At 72.8% G+C, this 18,624-nt stretch carries 20 protein-coding genes and 1 pseudogene; 14 read left to right on the forward strand and 7 right to left on the reverse strand.

The window, feature by feature from the left end; translation table 11 throughout:
* Positions 1 to 59 precede the first annotated feature (59 nt).
* Positions 60 to 389: a hypothetical protein gene (locus tag NR073_RS07620; RefSeq protein ID WP_230956183.1), complete on the forward strand. Its 330-nt coding sequence runs from the start codon at positions 60 to 62 to the stop codon at positions 387 to 389.
* Positions 390 to 588: 199 nt separating this feature from the next.
* Here NR073_RS07620 and glpK read toward each other — a convergent pair whose 3' ends face one another.
* The 3 genes from glpK to NR073_RS07635 all read right to left on the reverse strand — a co-directional run bounded on the left by glpK (position 589) and on the right by NR073_RS07635 (position 4,691).
* Positions 589 to 2,121 (reverse strand): glycerol kinase GlpK, encoded by a 1,533-nt coding sequence (glpK, locus tag NR073_RS07625; RefSeq protein WP_049145088.1) that lies wholly within the window; start codon positions 2,119 to 2,121, stop codon positions 589 to 591.
* A gap of 94 nt (positions 2,122 to 2,215) precedes the next feature.
* Entirely contained in the window at positions 2,216 to 2,938 is a 723-nt protein-coding gene (locus NR073_RS07630) for an MIP/aquaporin family protein (RefSeq protein WP_144825635.1), read from the reverse strand.
* Positions 2,916 to 4,691: a glycerol-3-phosphate dehydrogenase/oxidase gene (locus tag NR073_RS07635; protein ID WP_044659370.1), complete on the reverse strand. Its 1,776-nt coding sequence runs from the start codon at positions 4,689 to 4,691 to the stop codon at positions 2,916 to 2,918. Before NR073_RS07635 ends, NR073_RS07630 begins: the two co-directional genes overlap by 23 nt.
* Positions 4,692 to 4,983: 292 nt before the next feature.
* Between NR073_RS07635 and NR073_RS07640 the strand changes: the two genes are divergently transcribed.
* Positions 4,984 to 5,433 (forward strand): hypothetical protein, encoded by a 450-nt coding sequence (locus tag NR073_RS07640; protein ID WP_044659369.1) that lies wholly within the window; start codon positions 4,984 to 4,986, stop codon positions 5,431 to 5,433.
* Between the two features lie 65 nt (positions 5,434 to 5,498).
* Here NR073_RS07640 and NR073_RS11190 read toward each other — a convergent pair whose 3' ends face one another.
* Positions 5,499 to 6,641, reverse strand: a complete 1,143-nt coding sequence (locus NR073_RS11190; protein ID WP_044659368.1) for a GNAT family N-acetyltransferase — start codon at positions 6,639 to 6,641, stop codon at positions 5,499 to 5,501.
* Positions 6,642 to 6,751: 110 nt separating this feature from the next.
* Between NR073_RS11190 and NR073_RS07655 the strand changes: the two are divergent.
* The 11 genes and pseudogenes from NR073_RS07655 to NR073_RS07705 form a co-directional block, all read left to right on the forward strand.
* Positions 6,752 to 7,099: pseudogene (locus NR073_RS07655) on the forward strand (GNAT family N-acetyltransferase); the annotation flags it as partial.
* Positions 7,096 to 8,316, forward strand: a complete 1,221-nt coding sequence (locus NR073_RS07660) for a Fic family protein (protein ID WP_060973983.1) — start codon at positions 7,096 to 7,098, stop codon at positions 8,314 to 8,316. The pseudogene NR073_RS07655 and the gene NR073_RS07660, both read left to right, overlap by 4 nt.
* 220 nt (positions 8,317 to 8,536) lie before the next feature.
* A complete protein-coding gene (locus NR073_RS07665) occupies positions 8,537 to 8,878 on the forward strand; it encodes an alpha/beta fold hydrolase (protein WP_049147456.1) in 342 nt (113 codons plus the stop codon).
* A 23-nt stretch (positions 8,879 to 8,901) separates the two neighbouring features.
* Positions 8,902 to 9,498, forward strand: coding sequence for a DinB family protein (locus NR073_RS07670; RefSeq protein ID WP_044659366.1), 597 nt, complete (start codon positions 8,902 to 8,904; stop codon positions 9,496 to 9,498).
* 43 nt (positions 9,499 to 9,541) lie between these two features.
* A complete protein-coding gene (locus NR073_RS07675) occupies positions 9,542 to 10,408 on the forward strand; it encodes a hypothetical protein (protein ID WP_131661463.1) in 867 nt (288 codons plus the stop codon).
* A gap of 33 nt (positions 10,409 to 10,441) precedes the next feature.
* Complete coding sequence (locus tag NR073_RS07680; RefSeq protein ID WP_155643142.1) at positions 10,442 to 10,597, forward strand: hypothetical protein; 156 nt, start codon at positions 10,442 to 10,444, stop codon at positions 10,595 to 10,597.
* 102 nt (positions 10,598 to 10,699) lie between these two features.
* Complete coding sequence (locus NR073_RS07685) at positions 10,700 to 11,710, forward strand: GIY-YIG nuclease family protein (RefSeq protein ID WP_052833440.1); 1,011 nt, start codon at positions 10,700 to 10,702, stop codon at positions 11,708 to 11,710.
* A 268-nt stretch (positions 11,711 to 11,978) separates the two neighbouring features.
* On the forward strand, positions 11,979 to 12,686 hold the full coding sequence (locus NR073_RS07690) for a GntR family transcriptional regulator (protein WP_041104849.1): 708 nt from the start codon (positions 11,979 to 11,981) through the stop codon (positions 12,684 to 12,686).
* Entirely contained in the window at positions 12,683 to 13,045 is a 363-nt protein-coding gene (locus tag NR073_RS07695) for a CidA/LrgA family protein (protein ID WP_036315546.1), read from the forward strand. Before NR073_RS07690 ends, NR073_RS07695 begins: the two co-directional genes overlap by 4 nt.
* The gene (locus NR073_RS07700) at positions 13,042 to 13,776 is read left to right on the forward strand and encodes an LrgB family protein (RefSeq protein ID WP_044659364.1); all 735 of its coding nucleotides are present in this window, start codon (positions 13,042 to 13,044) and stop codon (positions 13,774 to 13,776) included. Before NR073_RS07695 ends, NR073_RS07700 begins: the two co-directional genes overlap by 4 nt.
* A 177-nt stretch (positions 13,777 to 13,953) precedes the next feature.
* The gene (locus tag NR073_RS07705; protein WP_044659363.1) at positions 13,954 to 14,706 is read left to right on the forward strand and encodes a metal-dependent hydrolase; all 753 of its coding nucleotides are present in this window, start codon (positions 13,954 to 13,956) and stop codon (positions 14,704 to 14,706) included.
* Positions 14,707 to 14,734: 28 nt separating this feature from the next.
* Here the strand turns inward: NR073_RS07705 and NR073_RS07710 are convergent, their stop codons facing one another.
* Positions 14,735 to 15,457, reverse strand: coding sequence for a DUF6226 family protein (locus NR073_RS07710; RefSeq protein ID WP_044659362.1), 723 nt, complete (start codon positions 15,455 to 15,457; stop codon positions 14,735 to 14,737).
* 41 nt (positions 15,458 to 15,498) lie between these two features.
* On the reverse strand, positions 15,499 to 17,001 hold the full coding sequence (locus NR073_RS07715) for a long-chain fatty acid--CoA ligase (RefSeq protein ID WP_044659361.1): 1,503 nt from the start codon (positions 16,999 to 17,001) through the stop codon (positions 15,499 to 15,501).
* Between the two features lie 265 nt (positions 17,002 to 17,266).
* On the opposite strand from NR073_RS07715, the gene NR073_RS07720 reads away from it, so the two are divergent.
* Positions 17,267 to 18,328, forward strand: a complete 1,062-nt coding sequence (locus NR073_RS07720) for a zinc-binding dehydrogenase (protein ID WP_044659360.1) — start codon at positions 17,267 to 17,269, stop codon at positions 18,326 to 18,328.
* 43 nt (positions 18,329 to 18,371) lie between these two features.
* Here NR073_RS07720 and NR073_RS07725 read toward each other — a convergent pair whose 3' ends face one another.
* Positions 18,372 to 18,599, reverse strand: a complete 228-nt coding sequence (locus NR073_RS07725; RefSeq protein WP_002855519.1) for a sulfurtransferase TusA family protein — start codon at positions 18,597 to 18,599, stop codon at positions 18,372 to 18,374.
* Positions 18,600 to 18,624: the final 25 nt, after the last annotated feature.

Here is an 18,624-nt window from a genome sequence, read left to right on the forward strand (position 1 = left end):
CACCAGCGGGAAGAAACACTGGCCGCCTATGGGCAGAACTCAATGGCCCTTGACAGACGATGCTCAGGGACATCCTGGCGTCCAACGTCGTCGAACGAGCACGCCGATTGTCGGCGTGTGAGAACCCATTCGACGCCCTCACCGAACGCACCCATGAGTGGACCGGCCAGGGCAGGATGCGACGACGGGCGCGCGAACTCCGGCCCGAGGTGGCCGGCCTCGAAAAGGTGGTGGCTTCGGCAAACAACGCGGACGAGGAGAACCTCTCCGAGGAGATTCCACATCGGAGCGCCATCAAGGACAGCCGGAACGTGGATGCGGACTACTTCGCCTGCCTGTCCACCGCCGCCTTGGGCGGAAGCGGCGGGGGAAGAGGACGCCCTGGGTGAGGACAGCTTGACGTCGGAGCAGCCGGGCGCCTCGGGCCTGGCCACTGCGCCGATGGCAGCGGCACCGACTCCGCCCCGCTCCGCGCGCAGGCGGCCGACGAGGGGGTAGTGCTGCACGGGGTCCTTCCGGAGGGGCCGGACCGGCCCGGACCGGCCCGGGGCGCACGGAGCCGGCCGGACCGGCCTACGGACCGGACGGTCAGCCCTGGGCCGACTCGACGTCCTCGTCGACCCAGTCGCGGGAGCGTTCCACGGCCTTCTTCCACAGCCGCAGGGCGCGCTCAACCTCCTCCTCGTCCGTGGTGGGCTCCCAGCGCTTGTCCTCTTCCCAGTTGGCCACGAGCTCGTCCTGGGACGCCCAGAACCCCACCGCCAGGCCTGCGGCGTAGGCGGCGCCGAGAGCGGTGGTCTCGATGACCTTGGGGCGCACGACGGGCACGCGCAGCAGGTCCGCCTGGAACTGCATGAGCAGCTCGTTGGCGACCATGCCACCGTCGACCTTCAGTTCGGTCAGGTCCACGCCGGAGTCCGCGTTCATGGCGTCCAGGACCTCGCGGCTCTGGAAGGCGGTGGCCTCGAGCGCCGCGCGGGCGATGTGCCCCTTGTTGACGTAACGGGTCATGCCCACCATGACGCCGCGGGCCGCGGCGTCCCAGTGCGGGGCGAAGAGGCCGGAGAACGCGGGGACGAAGTACACGCCGCCGTTGTCCTCCACGCCGGCGGCCAGGGTCTCGACCTCCGGGGCGCTGCCGATCATCCCGAGGTTGTCCCGCAGCCACTGGATCAGCGAGCCGGTGACGGCGATCGAGCCCTCCAGCGCGTACACCGGCTTCTGGTCGCCAATGCGGTACGCCACCGTGGTGAGCAGGCCGTTGTCCGAGTGCACCGGCTCCTCGCCGGTGTTGATCAGCATGAAGTTGCCGGTGCCGTACGTGTTCTTGGCCTGGCCGACCTCGAAGCACGCCTGGCCGAAGGTCGCCGCGTGCTGGTCGCCCAGGATGCCGGTGATCGGCGTCTCGCGCAGCAGCTGCTGGCCGGATACGGTGCCCACCTCGGCGGAGGAGCTGACGATCTCCGGAAGCATGGACATCGGGATGCCCATGTCCGCGCAGATCTCCTCGTTCCAGTCGAGGGTGTCCAGGTTCATCAGCATGGTGCGGGAGGCGTTGGTGACGTCGGTGACGTGCCGGCCGCCCTCGCCGCCGCCGGTGAGATTCCACACGAGCCACGAGTCCGTGGTGCCGAAGATGAGGTCGCCGTTCTCGGCGGCCTCCCGGGCACCGTCCACGTTCTCCAGAATCCAGGCCACCTTGGGGCCGGAGAAGTACGTGGCCAGGGGCAGCCCGACGCGCTCCTTGTAGCGGTCCGCGCCGACGTCGCCGGCCAGGCGCTCGCAGAGGTGGTCGGTGCGGGTGTCCTGCCACACGATGGCGTTGTACACCGGCTTGCCGGTGTTGCGGTCCCACACCACGGTGGTCTCACGCTGGTTCGTGATGCCCACGGCGGCGACGTCGTGTCGGGTCACCTCGGCGCGGGCCAGGGCCTCGCCGATGACCTCGCGGGTGTTCGTCCAGATCTCCACCGGGTCGTGCTCCACCCAGCCGGCGCGCGGGAAGATCTGCTCGTGTTCGCGCTGACCAGTGGACACGATGGCCCCACTGTGGTCGAAGAGGATCGCGCGCGTGGACGTGGTGCCCTGGTCGATGGCCATCACGTAGCGGGGGGTGGTCATGTCCTACTCCTTCGGAGGTGGTCACGGGGGTGTGGGGGTGGCGGGCACGTTCCCGACGGGGAACGTGCCCGCCGGGGTTGGACGGGCAGACCGCTCAGACGAACAGAGGCGCGGCGAGGCCGGCCAGGACGGCGCCGACGAGCGGGCCGACGATCGGCACCCAGGCGTAACCCCAGTCCGAGCCGCCCTTGTGCCGGATCGGCGCGACAGCGTGGAACAGGCGGGGGCCCAGGTCGCGCGCCGGGTTGATGGCGTACCCCGTGGGGCCGCCCAGGCTCGCGCCGATCGCGACGACGAGCAGGGCCACCGCGAGCGGGCCGAGCCCGGAGGGGGTGGAGCCGAAGAGCAGGATCACGAACACCAGGACGAACGTGGCGATCACCTCGGTGACCATGTTCCACAGCGGGTTGCGGATCTCGGGACCTGTGGCGAACGTGCCCAGGATCGCGCCCTGGTCCGTCTCCGCCCGGTAGTGGTCGCGGTAGGCCAGCCAGGCCAGGGCCGCGCCGAGGAAGGCGCCGATCAGCTGCGCCGCGAAGTACGCGAGCGTGGTGCCGAGGGTCACGGCGATGCCGGGGGCGTACTCCTCGGCGCCGCTGACGAGCAGGCCGACGGTCACGGCGGGGTTCAGGTGCGCACCGGTCGCGGCAGCGACGTAGACGCCCGCGAAGACGCCCAGCCCCCAGCCGAAGCTGATGAGCAGCCAGCCTCCGCCGTTGCCCTTGGTCTTCGTCAGGACGACGTTGGCGACGACGCCGACGCCGAGCAGGAGGAGGATGGCCGTGCCGGCGATCTCATGCAGGAAGATCGTGCCCATGGACGGGCTCCTTTCCGTGGACGGGGGCGGCGTCGGCAGCTGCGAGCGCGGCGGCGGCGGTGACGTCGTCGTGGGCGGTCTCGCCGCGGAGGCGGGCGGCGACGAGGTCCTTGTACGCCCGGATCTCACCGGCGATGCGCTCTTCATCCCAGCCCAGCTCGGGGGCCACGAGGGACGCGATCTCCGCGGCCGCCGCGACGCCGCGGTCACGGACCTCGGTGGACAGGCGCGTGCGGCGCTCGATGACGTCGTCCAGGTGGACGACGCCCTCGGCCCGGGCGGCGTGGACGATCTCGGCGCGCAGGTAGCGCGGCGCCTCGGCGAGAGGGACGCTCAGGGACGGGTCGGCGTCGATCAGGTCGAGCACGTGGCGCAGCACGGTGCCGTAGCGGAACAGGAGCCGGTCCACGCGGGCCTCGTCCAGGCCGTAGTCGGCGGCGATGCGGTCCGCCTCCGCCTCGATCTCCGAGTAGCCGAGGCCGCCGAGCACGGGGATGTGCTCGGTGAGGCTGGGACGGGTCGGGTGGGTCTCGCGCACCACGAAGTCCACGACGTCCTCGGCCATGGCCCGGTACGTGGTCCACTTGCCGCCGGCCACGGCGGTGAGGCCGGGGGCCACCTCGGTGACGGTGTGCTCACGGGAGATCTTGGTGGAGCCGCCGTCGGATCCGGTGACCGGCTGCAGGAGCGGGCGCAGGCCGGCGTACGTGGCGATCACGTCGTCTCGCGTGAGGTCCTCCTTCAGCACCGCGTTGGCGTGCTCGAGGATGTAGTCGATGTCGTCCGCGGTGGTGGCCGGATGGGCCACGTCCTCCGCCCACGGGGTGTCCGTGGTGCCGATCACCCAGTACTCGTCCCACGGGATGAGGAACAGCACGGACTTCTCCGTCTTGGTGATCACGCCGGTGGCGGCGTCGGCGCGGATGCGGTCGCGCGGGACGGTGATGTGGGCGCCCTTGGAGGCGAGCACCTCGAGGCCGCCGTCGGCCCCGGCCAGCTCCTGCTGCTCCTGGGTCCACACGCCCCCGGCCAGGATGACGGCGCGCGCGTGCACGTCGAACTCCTCGCCGGAGGTCTCCTCGCGGACACGCACGCCCTGCACACGGCCGTCGTCGCCGCGCAGGTAGCCGGTGACGGCGGTGTAGTTGGCGGCCACGGCGCCGTGGTCCACGGCGGATCGCACGAGCATCATGGCCAGGCGGGCGTCGTCGAACTGGGCGTCGGCGTACTCCACCGCGCCGACGATCTTCTCGTCGTCGAGGGAGGGGAAGGTCGCGGCCATGGAGCGGCGGCTGAGATGGCGGTGCGCGCCCATCGCGCGGCGGCGGCCGAGCGACTGCATGGCGTCGTACATGGTGACGCCGGCGCCGATGAAGCCGCGGTCGATCACCTTGTGGAAGAACGGGAAGACGAAGCGCAGGGGACGCACCAGGTGGGGCGCGGTCTGGGTGAGCAGCAGGTCGCGCTCCCGCAGCGCCTCGTACACCAGCTTGACGTCCAGCATCTCGAGGTAGCGCAGGCCACCGTGCATGAGGCGGGAGGAGCGGGACGAGGTCCCGGAGGCCCAGTCGCGGGCCTCGACGATGCCCACGTCGAGGCCGCGGGTGGCCGCGTCGAACGCGGCGCCCACGCCGGTGGAGCCGCCGCCCACGACCAGGATGTCGAGGGGGGCCTCCGGGCTGGTGGCCCGGAGGCGGGCGAGGTGGTCCTCCCGCGTGGCGGCGGAGAGGGGGACGGTTCGCAGGGTCGGCATGGGGGGTTGCTCCTTTATCAGTGGAAGCACAGTGTAGTGGCGTGGCTCACGATACCCAGTATCAGCGCGAGCCGAGGTCCATGATGTCACTCCCGGGTCGCGGGTGCCCACGCGCCGGGTACGGTCTCGCGGAACCCGAGCCGCTCGCACAGGGCCACGTCGGTGCGCGTGGAGGTGGCCCGTCTCGCACGGTCCCCGGGCTGTGGCACCTCACCCTGTTCCGCTGGAACGAGGGCGGAGCGCCCCGGGTGACGCGCGCCCACGGGTGAGGCCTCGCCCCTACACTCCGACCATGGACATCACCGTCGGCGCCGTCGGCCGCGCCTCGCTCTCGGACTGGGAGCAGGAATGCTGCGGTGACCCGATCGCCGTGGGGGAAGTCCACGAGCTGATCCTGCTGCCCTCCCGGGGAGTGAGTCAGGCTGGGCCCCTGGCCTCTGCAGGCTGGGTCGTCACCCATCACGACGACGGCAGCCCCGCCGGGTCGATCCCGTTGCGTCGTGTGCGGGCCGTGGTGAGGGCGGCACACGAGGTGTGGCCCTCGGGGCGGCTCGCCGAGATCGACCGCGTCCCCGGCCACGCTGACCTGACGATCCTTGAGCCGGAGGAGGCCACCGGCCTCGGCTTGGGGGAGGTCGTCTACGTCGGCGCCTACGAGCCGGTGCTCCCCGAGACTCCCCGCCCTGACGAGTGGCCTCTCGACCTGGAGATCCTCGAGGACCTCGGTCCGCACACCTGGTGAGCCTCGCGAGTCCACCCCCTCACGGTCTCGAGCTGCATGGGGTGAGCGTAGAAGTCCGTTCGTCGTCATAGATGGCCCCTCACCCCCCGGTCGCTCGCGAGCATCGCGTAGACGAGGGTGTCCGTCCACTCGCCCTTGCTCCACAGGTCCTGCCGGTGGTGTGCCTCTCGACGCATCCCGAGCATCTCGGCCAGTCGGGCGGACGCCGTGTTGCGGGCATCCATCTGTGCCACTACCCGGTGCAGGCCAGACGTCTCGAACCCCAGGTCCAGCAGCGCAGCCGCGGCCTCCCGGGCGAAGCCTTGACCGGCATGTCGCGGATCCAGTGCCCAGCCGATCTCCGCGACACCGCGCTCGCGGTCCGTCAGCCACAGGATCACGTCACCCACGGGGACGCCCGCGTGCTCCACCACCAGGGACGCCGCCCCGGACGGGCCGCCGAGGTCGTCCCACGTGATCCGCTTGGCCAGCTTCGCCCGCGCGGTCGCCTCGTCCCAGGGCTCGTCCAGCAGGTGGCGCACCACCTCGGGCTGCGTGTACATCTCCTGCAGCCAGCCGAAGTCGTCCTCCCGGTGCGGCCGCAGCGTCAGCCGCGCGGTGGGCAACGGCCAGTCAGGGGCGCGGCCGCCCGCAGCCGCGCCCTCCTTGCGCCCCACCGGAGGCGGGGCGTCGACGTCGGCGGGGACCGGCGTCGTCGTGCCGGACGCCCAGTCCTGGCGCAACATTGCGTAGGCCACGGACGCGAGCGGCTCGCCGCCGTCCACGGGCCAGCCGCGCCGGTAGTGCGCCTCCTTGACCCAGCCGGCCCGGCGGAAGGTGCGCAGCATGGGGACGTTGTCCTCGCGGGTCTGGCCCTCGAAGCGGTCCACCGCGGGCATCGTCTCGAAGACGCGCCGGGTGAGCGCGGTGAGGATCTGCGCGCCGAGCCCGCGCCCGCGGAACCGCTCCGCCACGCGCAGGTCGAACAAGGGGGTGGGGTCCGTGAGGTCCTCCAGGCGCACCACGCCGACGCGGCCGTGCTCGGGATGCTCGATCCAGAAGGTGCGGTGGTCCTCATCCTCCCAGGCGCCGCCATCGACGGCCTTCTCCGCCTCCGGCCGGGTGACGCGCGGGCGCGTGTGGAACGGCCACGCGTTCTCGGTGAGCAGGGCGACGAGCGCGTCCCGGTCGGCGCCTGCCGGGTCGAGTGGAGTGAAGGTGACGTCCATGGGGCCGAGAGTAGGGGAGGGGACGTCACCGCCGCCCGTTGCCGTGACCCCATGGCCACGCCCCTCCTCGACCTCGCGGCGCACCGCGCGAGGAAGCCCGGGACGCGCAGGCCGAGATCGGCTGGACCATAGCCCAGGCCCACGCCGGCCGGGGCCGCGCCACCGAGCTGGCCTGTGCCCTGTTGGACCTCGCCTTCGCAGGCCTCGGCGTCCGACCCGTGGAGGCTCACGCCTTCGCGGACAACGCGCCCATCCTGCGCGTGATGGAGAAGGTCGGCCTGCGCCACGAGGGCACCTTCAAGGAGGAGTCACTGCACCGCACCCGCGGCTGGGTGGACGGCGTCACTTACGCGATGCTCGCCTCGGAGCATCGGGCCCGGGGCAGACGGCTTTCCACCTCACGACGCCCAGAAGTACGCAACTCTCTAGACATAACGTTGCGTAAGGTGGCGGCATGAGCAACGATCCGCGCCCGACCCCGTGGGCCGTCGGCTGGGAAGAGCGCCCCTGGGCCGCGGGCCCGGATGACGCCGGGCTGCGCTCCCGCAGCGCTCGCGTGCGCGCCTCGGGCCCGTATCGAGCCGCGCTCCCGGCCCGCATCGCCCGACTCGGGCTCGACCTGCCCTCTGATCTGGCGACCGAGGTCGAGGAGGCGACGGCCGCCGTCGTGCGCTTCGATGCTGAGATCAGCCACGCCCTCCCGGGGCTCACCGGCGAGATCGCCCCGATCGACGCGGTGCTCCTGCGCACTGAGTCCGCGTCCTCCTCGCAGATCGAGCACATCACCGCGGGCGCGCGAGCCCTCGCCCTGGCGACTCTCGGCGAACGCACCCGCCCGAACGCAACGCTCGTGGCGGCGAACGTGAGGGCCATGGGCGCTGCTTCCCGGCTGGCCGCCGACCTCGACGAGCCCGCCCTGCTGGCCGCCCATCGTGCCCTCATGGACGGTCAGGAGCATGCCCGGCCGGGCGCCTACCGCGATGCGCAGGGGTGGATCGGGGGCGGGGTGCCCACGCCGCACACGGCGCAGTTCGTCCCGCCCCACCCGGAGCGCCTGCGTGCCGGGATGGACGATCTCTTCGCCTACCTGCGCCGCACGGACGTGCCCGCCCTCGTGCAGGCCGCCATCGCGCACGCCCAGTTCGAGACCATCCACCCGTTCGCGGACGGCAACGGCCGCACCGGGCGCGTCCTCGTGCACGCCGTGTTGCATCGGGCCGGCGCGATCACCCGTATGGGGGTGCCCCTCTCCGCGGGACTCCTCACGGACACGGCCGGATACTTCGACGCCCTCACCGCCTACCGCGACGGCGACCCCGCGCCCATCGTGCGCCGCTTCGCGCAGGCCGCCCTGGCCGCCGTCGGCAACGGCCGAGAGCTCGTCGCGGACCTGGACGAGGCCCTGACCGGCTGGCGCGAGCGGCTCACCGCCCGGCGGGACGCGGCGGTCTGGCGGGCGCTCGCGGTGATCATCGCGCAACCCGCCGTGACCGTGGACCACCTGGCCCAGGTGCTGGGTGTCTCGCGCCCGGCCGCCCAGCGGGCCGTGGACCAGCTTGTCGAGGCCGGTGTGCTGCAGCCGGTCTCCAGCCAGCGTCGGAACCGGGTGTGGCTGGCCACCGAGGTGCTCGCCTGTCTGGACGAGTTCGCCGCGCGTGCGGGCCGGCGGGGTTGACCGGGTGTGGACTACCGGGCTGACCAGCCTCATGCCGCGTGTAGTGTCCCGGCCATGGTCAGGCGAACACACGAGGTGAGGCCCGCGGGATGACTCGCGGTCCGTCAGCCACAGGATCACGTCCCCACGGGCATGCCCACGTTCCCCACCACCAGAGACACCGATCCGGCAGGGCCAGCCGAGGTCGTCCTCCCGGGGTGGGCGCAGCGTCAGGCGCGCGGTGCGCAACGGCCAGTCAGGGGCGGGGCCGCCCGCAATCGCGCCCTCCCCGCGCTCCACCCGGGACGTCGACGCCGGCTGGGTGCCACGCTTCGACGTCGACGTGCTGGAGGCCGCCCTGCGGCCCGTCCACGAGCGGCCCCGGTGGGAGGAATGGGGGCAGATCGCCGCGCCAACCCTGCTGATCACCGGGGAGAACGGGTACGTGCCCGCCGGAGAGCTGGACGAGATGCGGCGTCGGCGCCCGGATGTGCGGCACGTGCAGGTGCCCGGCGCGGGGCACGACGTGCACCTGGACGCGCCGGAGCGGGTGGCTGAGCTCGTGCGGGGGTTCGCGGCCTGACTGATCTGGGGCAGGATCCCCCCATGGACCACAAGCAGATCCTCCACGACGGGCTGCGCCGCCAGCGTGCGGCCCTCCTCCAGAAGCTCGAGGGCCTCAGCGAGCGCGACGCCCGCCTGCCGCGCACTCCCACCGGCACCAACCTGCTGGGACTGGTCAAGCACGCCGCCGTCGTCGAGCTGGAGTACTTCGGCGAGACGTTCGGCCGCCCCGCCGAGGTGCAGCTGCCCTGGGCGGCGGCGGGGCAGCCGGAGGAGGACAACGTGGACATGTTCGCCGCCGAGGGTGAGTCCCTCGAGGACGTCCTCGAGTTCGCCCGCCGTTGCTTCGCCCACGCGGACGCGACCATCACGGCCCTCGGCGCCGACGCCCCCGGGCGGGTGGCGTGGTGGCCCGACGACAAGGCGGAGGTGACGCTCGCGCAGATCATTGCGCACGTCGCCCTGGACGAGGCCCGGCACGCCGGCCACGCGGACATCCTGCGGGAGCAGATCGACGGGCAGGCCGGCCTGCGCGCCCCGGGGAACAACCTGCCCCCGTGGGACGCCGACCGCTGGGCCGCCCACGTGGACCGTCTGACCGCCATCGCGGAGGGGAGTGGCGGGCCGGGCCGGAACTGAAGGCACATGCCTCCCGTGCCGGTCCTTGGCCTACGGTGTGGCCATGACGAGTACTCCCGCTGCCGCCGTACCCCCTGCCCTCCAGCGCTCATTCGATGCGTGGGCTGCCGCCGGCAGGCCCGCCGACGAGCCCACGCGCTGGTCCTTCGATCACTGGACGGCCCACGTGCCCGACCTGCCCGCCTGCCTCGAGTGTGAGCCGCTGACCCGCGCCGTCGTCACCGGCTACGCCGCGAAGGTGACCGCCGAGGACCGCGCCGTGCAGCGGGACGCCTTCATCGCCGCGATGGTGTGGGGATACGGACGGGTCGGCTACGGCCCCTCCCGGGTGGAGCGCATCATGGCGCAGCCCGGGTTTGAGGAGCAGCTCGCCGACGTCACCCGCATCACCCTCGAGCAGGGCGGGCCCGCGGCCTTCGAGCACATCCGGCAGCAGCGCAAGAGCGGGGTCGGCTGCCTCAAGCACCTCGGCGCGGCCTTCGGCACCAAGTACCTCTACTTCCTCACCAAGGCCCACCGGGAGTCCGACATCGCCCCCGTCCTCGACTCCGTGGTGCGCGCCTGGTTCGCCGAGCATGTGAAGGACGTCGACGTCCGGATCGGCGGCGGCTGGACCTACCCCGACAGGTACCGGACGTACGTCACGACCATGCAGGCGTGGGGTGAGGAACTCAAGATCCCGGCCGACGACGTCGAGCGGCTCATCTTCCTCCAGCAGCAGGACGCCACCCAGGAGCCCTGGCGGGCGAGCTGGAGTTCCGCCGCCGCGGACCCGGAGGCCGGCGAGCTGCTCGAGGCCCTCCGCCTCGCGCTGGCCGACCTGGGCGCCGGGGACGACGCCGAGCCCCACCTGCAGGCTCTGGAGGACGTCATCGCCGACGCGGAGGACCGGGCGCCCGACGAGGCGTGAAGCCCCGCCCGCCTGTGCGCGGTTGGCGTCGAGATGAACGTGTCCGCTGAGCAGCTGATCGGCGACGAGTCCGGCGTGCACCGCGGCCTGTACCGGCGCGTCGTGGACCACGTCCCGTGGCTACGCGGCTTCGTCTGCGACGACCTCCACAATTTCGGCCCAGAGGACCGGTGGATCTTGGCGCGGTGAGGGCTCAGCGATCCATCGCAAGGGCGCCTACCGTGTCCAGGGCCCTCCGTAGGCTCGAGGCGTAGCCGGGGTAGATGTCCCGGACGAAGAGAGGACATTGGCATGACCACCAAGGCGGGGCTCATCGTGGCCGCTTCCCATGCTCTGCAGAACAGTCCCCAGCTGTTCGCACGCGTCGAGGACGGCGGTGTGGTCATTGGTGGGCGTGGCGGCGAGGTCATGCCGGATTCGACCGGGCTGTACGCGGTTGTCGCGCAGGATCCTGACGCGGCGCGAGCCGAGCTGCGATTGGACACGTCTGTCAGTCGAAGCGATGTGCTTTACATCGGCAAGGCCGAGGGCAGCCTGCGGGCCCGCCTGGAACGCAAGCATTTCGCGGGCGGCGGCACCGCGCACTCCACTCTGCGCCGCACTCTGGCCGCACTCCTGGTGGATCGGCTGGACCTGGAGCCAGTCGCCGTCGCCTCCGCGGGTCGATTCTCCCTCACCCCGGAGAGCGGCGAGCAGCTGACCACCTGGATGCGCCGTCACCTCGCCGTCCGTGTGTGGCAGGCGCCCGCCGGGTTCGCGGAAGTGACACCGCTCGGGGGCATCGAGAAGCCTGTGATCGACACGCACACCCCGCCGTTGAACCTCATCTACGGCGGCACCAGCCCCGAAGCACAGCTGCTCCGCCAGCGCATCCGGAAAGCCCGCACGGCCATGGCGGAGCAGGCGAAGCGCGATGTGGACGTGGTGGAAGTCCATTCGTCGGCGCGCGCGACCGTCGGCGACTTGTTCCGCCGCCGCCGCCCCCGCCAGTACGGGCTGCGGGGAAGCATCGGTCTCTGGGAGGAGCTCGCTGAACGGCTCGACGACACCCCCATGCCCACCAGTGAGTATGAACTCGGCCGGCTCCTGCGCGATGCGCTCGATCGCTCCCTCGAGGGGGCCGAGCCTTACGACGAGGACAAGGTCAATGTGGAGCGGTTCAACCGCGGAGGCATGAGTCAGGGCCTCGTCCATCTGCCCTGGTGGGAGGACCAGGCCATCCCCCTCCTCCTCGACCGCTGGGGAGCCTGGGCGGACACCCGGGGTCTCCTCGGCCCGGAGGACTACATCGGGAGCTGGTGACCCGACAGTGTGTGGTGCCTGCCGCCGTCCTCGATGGCCTCCTTCGCCACCGGCCGGGTGACGTGGGGCGCACAGGGAAGGGCCACGTGTTGCCGGTGAGCAGCGCAATGAGCTCCGCGCGGTCCGCGCCGGCGGGGTCGAGACGGGTGATGGCGACGGTCATGGGGCGAGGGTGGGCGCCGGCATCATGGGCGCCTCCCCACCCGGACCCCTTCCGAGTCCGACACAATGCATACATCCATGCATGCATCCGATTACTCTGGCCCGCATGACTCCACTCTCCGACCCCTTATGGGGCAGTCGTGCCACGGCTGCCGGCCGCCTGGCCCACGACGTCGCCTGGCGCATCGTCCGCGGTGAGATCGCCGCGGGGGAGATGCTCACCGAGGTCCAGCTCTCCACGGAGGCCGGCATCTCCCGGACGCCGGCCCGGGAGGCCCTCCTCCAGCTCGAGCGCTGGGGCCTGGTGCGGCTCCTCCCCAAGAAGGGCGCGGCCGTGCAGGCCCTCACGCCGCAGAGCGTGGCCGACCTCACGGCCCTGCGCGGCCTCCTCGAGTCCACCGCCCTCGCCACGGTCGCCGCGCGGCCCGACGCCGTCGGGCCCCTCGTCGCCACGCTCACCGCCAACCTGGAGCAGCAGCGCGCCGCCCTGGACGCCGGCGACCTCGCTGCCTTCTCCGCGCTGGACGTGCGCTTCCACCGGGACGTGATCGCCACGTGCGGCAACGCCGCCTTCGACGAGGTCGTGCGCACCTTCGCCCCCCGCCTGGCACGCCTGATCCACGCCGCCACCGGCGGATCCGTCGACGCCGCCCGCCGCCTCCTCGATGGGCACGCCGAGATCTGCGCCCAGCTGGCCGCCGGGCGCGCCGCAGACGCCCAGCGCGCCCTGCAGGCGCACCTCGACGCCGCGGGGAGCGGCGTCGTCCCCGGCCTGCCGCCAGTGGGCCCGTCCGAGGCAGGTGAACCCCGATGATCGAGGGCCTGCTGATCCTGCTGCTCTGCCAGCTGGCGGGCACGCTCGTGGCCGACACGCTGCACCTGCCGATCCCCGGGGCCGTGCTGGGCATGCTCCTGCTGCTCGGCCTGCTCGCGTGGCGCCGGCCGGCCGAGGACGCGCCGGTGATGACGGCGAGCCATCACCTGCTCCAGCACCTGCCGCTGCTGTTCGTCCCGGCGGGCGTCGGCGTCGTCGCGGTGCTGGGCCTCATCGAGGAACACCGGGCGCTGATGCTGGTCGGCTTCGTGGTGCCCTGGCTGCTGGGGCTGGTGGTCACCGCCGGCGTCGCCGCCCCGCTCGCCCGCCGCCTCACGGACAAGGAGGACGCACAGTGAACGCCGCCGAACTCACCGACTCCCTCGCCGAGGCCTGGGACGCGCTCCTGCACACACCGCTGTTCGGCATCGCGCTGACCCTCGCCGTCGCCGTGCTCTCCCGCCGTCTGTGGCTCGCCGCCCGGCAGACCGCCCTGCTCACGCCCGTGCTCGTGACGATCGTGCTGGTGGCCGCGTTCCTGGCCCTGACCGGCATCGACTACGAGACCTACATGATCGGCGGCAGTTACCTCACCTTCCTGCTGGGCCCCGCCACCGTGGCCCTCGCCGTCCCCCTCTACCGGGCCGGCCCTGACATCCGGAAGCTGCTCCTGCCGGTCGCCGTCGGGGTCACCGTCGGCTCGCTGACCGCCATGGTGAGCGCCGTGCTGATCGTGCGGGCGATGGGCGGGGACGCCGCGCTGGCCGCCACGTTCGCCCCCAAGTCCGCGACGACGCCGATCGCCATGGCGGTGGCCGACGCCGGCGGCGGGATCGTCTCCCTCGCCGCCGTGCTCCCCGTGCTCACCGGCGTGCTCGGCGCCGTGTTCGCCCCCTGGGTGCTCGACCGGCTGCGCGTGCGCGACCCCCGCGTGCGCGGTCTGGCCATCGGCGTGAGCTCCCACGGCATCGGCACCGCCCGCGCCCTCGCTGAGGGGCCGAAGACCGGTGCGTTCTCCGCCCTCGCCATGGCCTGCTCCGGTGTGCTCACCGCCCTGCTGGCCCCGCTGGTGCTGGCGATGACGGGGTGAGGGGCCGGGCGGCCGCCCCCGGCCGGGCAGCCGCCTCGACCCGCTCCGGCCGCGGCGGCCGCCTTACCGTGTCCGCCCCGCCTGCCACCCTGGTCCTCTTCCTTCCCCGCGGGCCGCCCGCCGGCCCTCGCAGGCGCAGTGACGCGGCCCGGTCCTGCGAACGAGAGGACCCCACCCATGATGGGCCCGTCCCACGCGGCCACCGGCGCCGCGGCCTGGCTGGCGCTCACGCACTGGCAGTCGCCGATCGCCGTGCTGCACCTGCCCGCCGAGCTCCAGCTGCTCGGCGCCGTGACCACCGCCGGCGCGGCCATGATCAGCGACTGGGACCACCCCCGCGCCACCGTCGTCCACGCCCTGCCGCCCCTGACCGAGTGGCTGAGCCGCGGCATCCGCCACGTGGCCGGCGGGCATCGGCGCGGCACACACTCGCTGGTGGGGATCGCGGCGTTCACCGCCGTCGCGACGGCGGCCGCCTCCATCCAGGTGCCGATCGCGGGGCACGTCTACACACCGGGGCAGGGGGTCATCGCCGCGTTCCTGGCGGCCGTGGCCGCCAAGGCCCTCCGACTGCTCCCGAACCGGGGATGGAGGGCCGCGTGGGCACTCGGCATCCTGGTCGCGGTGTCGGCGACCGTCCTCAGCGACGGGCTGTGGTGGATCCCCGCCTCCGTGGCCGTCGGCGTGAGCGTGCACATCCTCGGCGACGCCCTCACCAACAACGGGGTGGCCCTGCTCTGGCCGCTCAGCCCGGAGCCTCCCGCGCGCCTGTGGTGGTGGCAGTCCTCCGGACGGTTCCGGCTTCCCCTGCTCGGCCGGACCGGGTCCTGGCGGGAGTGGGCGCTCGTCTCGGTGGTCACCGCGTTCACCGTGGTGCGGGCCGTGCGGCTCGTCCCGCTCGCCGCTCGGGGGGTGGCGGCACTGTTCTGAGCGGCGGCACCCGGCCACCGCCGCCCCCTCACGCCTCCGGGAGCCACCCCGCCCGCACGGTCGCCTCGGTCCCGCGGGGCAGCCTCGGGCGGCCGCCGGCGGCCAGGTCCCGGCAGGCGTCCGTGAGCGCCTCGAACGACCACCCCGGGACCCGGCCCAGCGCCTCGGCCGTGCCGTCCTCGCGCCAGTGCACGTGCCAGTCCCGGCGCCGCAGCCCATGACGGCCCCGCAGGCTCACCCCCGTCCCGACCGCGTGCACGACCGCCTGGTCCACGGCCTCGAGCAGCTCATCCGACCCGGGGTCGCAGGCGTCGCATCCGCAGTCCGGGAGCAGCGCGTGCACCTGCCCCGGGGCACCGACCGCCACCCGGAGCACCGGCAGGACGCCGCCGTCGTCGTCCTGGGGCACGTCCGTCTCCAGCAGCCACCAGGGGGAGGCGCCGTCGACGCAGGCCGGCGGCGCCACCCGCAGCGCCCGGTCCACGGGGGCCGCCAGGTCGGCGCGCCCGGCCTCGTCGAGCGGGATGCCACGCACCGGGTCCGGCACGACGACGGCGCCCGCCTCCGCGAGCACCTCGGCCCACACGCGGGCCCGGGCGCCCGCGATCCGATACCGCTGCGGGTCGGTCACCCGGGAGTACTCCTCCTCCCGAGGCGGGGCGCCGTCCGGGTGCGGGGCAGGCCAGGCGGGCAGGTCGAGGGCGGCGTACCGCCGGGCCACCTCCGCCCGCAGACGCGGCAGGGTCGTCATGGGAGGCTCACCCGTGTGTCCGGCCCGGGCGGTCACCCCGCTCACTCCGCCGGCGTCAGTTCCCGCTTGAGGATCTTGCCGGTGGCGGTCTTGGGCAGCCCGTCCCGCACGGTCACGGTGCGCGGGTACTTGTAGGGCGCCACCTGGGACTTCACGTGCTGGATCAGCTCCTCCTCCGTGGCGTGCGCACCGGGGGCGAGCACCACGTGCGCGGCGACCTCCTGGCCGAGCTCCGGGTGGGGCACCCCCACCACGGCGGCCTCCGCGACGGCCGGGTGCTCGTAGAGCACCTCCTCGATCTCGCGCGGGTACACGTTGAGCCCGCCGCGCAGGATCATGTCCTTCGTGCGGTCCACGATGTAGTAGTTGCCCGCGGCATCGCGCCGGGCGAGGTCGCCGGAGCGGAACCAGCCGTCCTCGGTGATGGCCTGGGCGGTGGCCTCCGGCTTGCCCCAGTAGCCCTTCATCACGTTCTCCCCGCGGATCCACACCTCGCCCAGGGTCTCCTCATCGCCCTCGGGCACCACGGCCCCGTCCGGCGTCACCAGCTGCAGTTCGCACCCGCGGACGGCGCGTCCGATCGAGCCCGGCTGATGCTCCTCACCCGGATGGTTGAAGCACGCCACCGGGGAGGTCTCGGACAGGCCGTAGCCCTCGAGGATCTCGCAGTCGAAGGTGGCCTCGAAGCGGCGCAGCAGCTCCACGGGCAGGGCCGATCCGCCGGAGACGCCCAGGCGCAGGCTGGCCAGGTCCTCCGGATGGTCCTTGGCCGCGGCCAGCACGGCCCCGTACATGGTGGGCACGCCGATGAACACGTCCACCGCGCACTCCCGGACGGTCTGCGCGGCCACGGCGGGATCGAAGCGGGGGATCAACGCCAGGCTGGCGCCCGTCGTCACGGGCGCCATGAGCGCGCACGTGAGGCCGAAGACGTGGAACAGCGGCAGGCAGCCGAGCACGGTCTCCCCGTGCTGGAGCTGGATCAGCGTCTCCGCCGCGGTGTCCGCGTTGGTGCCCATGTTCCGGTGGGTCAGCTGGGCGCCCTTGGGGCGGCCGGTGGTGCCGGAGGTGTAGAGGATGACGGCGTCGTCCTCGAGGTCCCGCTCGACGGTCTCGGTCACCGGGCCGGGGCTCGCCGCGAGGTGCGGGGCGAGGCCGTCCTCGCCGAGGGTGCGCAGCGGCACACCGCGCTCGCGGGCGCCCTCCACGGCTTCCTCGGACGGCACGGACCACAGCATCGACGCGCCCGAGTCCTCCAGGTAGTACTCGATCTCGCGGCGCTTGAACAGCGGGTTCATCGGGACGACGACGGCGCCCAGCTGCAGGGCCGCGAAGAACACCACCGGGAACGCCGGGATGTTCGGCACCATGAGCGCCACGCGGTCCCCGGGGCCGATGCCCTCCTGCCGCATGAGCCCGGCCAGACGCTGGGACTGGTCCTGCAGCTCGGCGTACGTCATGCGGTTCTCGCCGAGGATCAGGGCGGTGGAGTTCGGGTGCTCGGCGGCGGTGCGCTCGAGGCGGGCGGGCAGGGTGAGGGTCACGACGGGCCTCCGAGGGGAGTCGGATGTGATGGGAACCACAGCGTAACGCCCGGCGGTGCTCGTTCGCTGTGAGCCGAGCGGGGTGTGTCGGCGGACCTCACGCCAGCGACATCACCGCGGTTCTGCCCGGCGGTGATGTCGCTGGCGCGCGGTCATCCACCGGCCCCGCCTGCGACGTCGATGTGTCGTCTCCACGGCTCAGGGGCGCAAGACTGGTCCCCGCACACCGCCGCCCGGACCGCCGGGCCAGACCGGAGGACAGACCATGACCGCACAGACCCCCGCCACCCCTGCCATCCCCGAGACGATGAAGGCCGTCGTCATGCGCGCGCCGGGCGACGTCGTCGTGGAGGAGGTGGACACCCCGCGCGTCGCTCAGCCCACGGACGTCGTCCTGAAGCTGGCCGCCGCGTGCGTGTGCGGCTCGGACCTGTGGCCCTACCGCGGTCACAACGACGTCGACCACCGGCGCATGGGCCACGAGTACGTCGGCACGATCGTGGAGAAGGGCGAGGACGTCGCCACCCTCGAGGTCGGTGACTTCGTGATCGGCTCGTTCATGCTCTCGGACAACACGTGCGAGATCTGCCAGGCCGGCTACCAGTCCCGCTGCGTCAACGCCGGCGAGTACACGGGCAGCCAGGCGCAGTACATGCGTGTCGAGCTCGCGGACGGCTCCCTCGTGAAGGTGCCCGGGGGTGAGCCCTCGGACCCGGACCGCCTGGCCGACTACCTCGCCGCCTCGGATGTGCTCGGCACCGGCTGGTACGCCGCCGTCGCCGCGCAGGCCGGCCCCGGCAAGACCATCGCCGTGGTCGGCGACGGCGCCGTCGGCCTGTGCGCCGTCCTGGCCGCCAAGACCCTCGGCGCGGAGCAGGTCATCGTGTTCTCCCGCCATGAGGATCGGGCCGCGCTCGCCCGTGAGTTCGGCGCGGACGTCGTGATCGCCGAGCGCGGCGAGGAGGGCGCCGCCCAGGTGCGCGAGCTCACCGGCGGCTACGGCGCGCACGGGGTGTGCGAGGCCGTCGGCACGCAGGGCTCCATGGACCAGGCCCTGGCCTCGGTGCGCCCCGGCGGGTACGTCGGGTTCGTGGGCGTCTCCCACGACCAGACCCTCGACGGCTCCGACCTCTTCGCCCGGGAGATCCACCTCGAGGGCGGGCCCGCCCCCGTCCGCCGCTTCCTACCCGAGCTGATCGAGCGCATCCAGTCCGGCGAGATCCAGCCCGGCCGCGTGTTCACCGCGCGCATGCCGCTCGACGACGCCGCCGAGGCGTACCAGGCCATGGACGAGCGCCGCGAGATCAAGGTGCTGCTGGAGGTCTGAGCCCCCTGCGGAGTGCGGAGGTGCCGAGGGGCTCCTCCGCCCCTCAGCCCTTCTTCACGGTGATCGTCCACTCCGCGGCGCCGCGCTTCACGAAGTCGGTGACCTCGTGGCCGTTCTCCGCGGCCCAGCGGGGCAGGGAGTCGGTGGCCTGGGTGCAGTCGAAGTCGATCACGAGCTCGTCCCCGGAGGGGATCTGCTGCATCGCCTGGTTGGCCTCCACGAGCGGGAAGGGGCAGACCTGGCCGTCGGTCTCGAGCAGGTGCTTCGCCATGATGTTCTCTCCTTGGTGTCGGTGG

The sequence above is a fragment of the Micrococcus sp. Mcc28 genome, from assembly GCF_024519775.1.
GTDB lineage: Bacteria > Actinomycetota > Actinomycetes > Actinomycetales > Micrococcaceae > Micrococcus > Micrococcus luteus.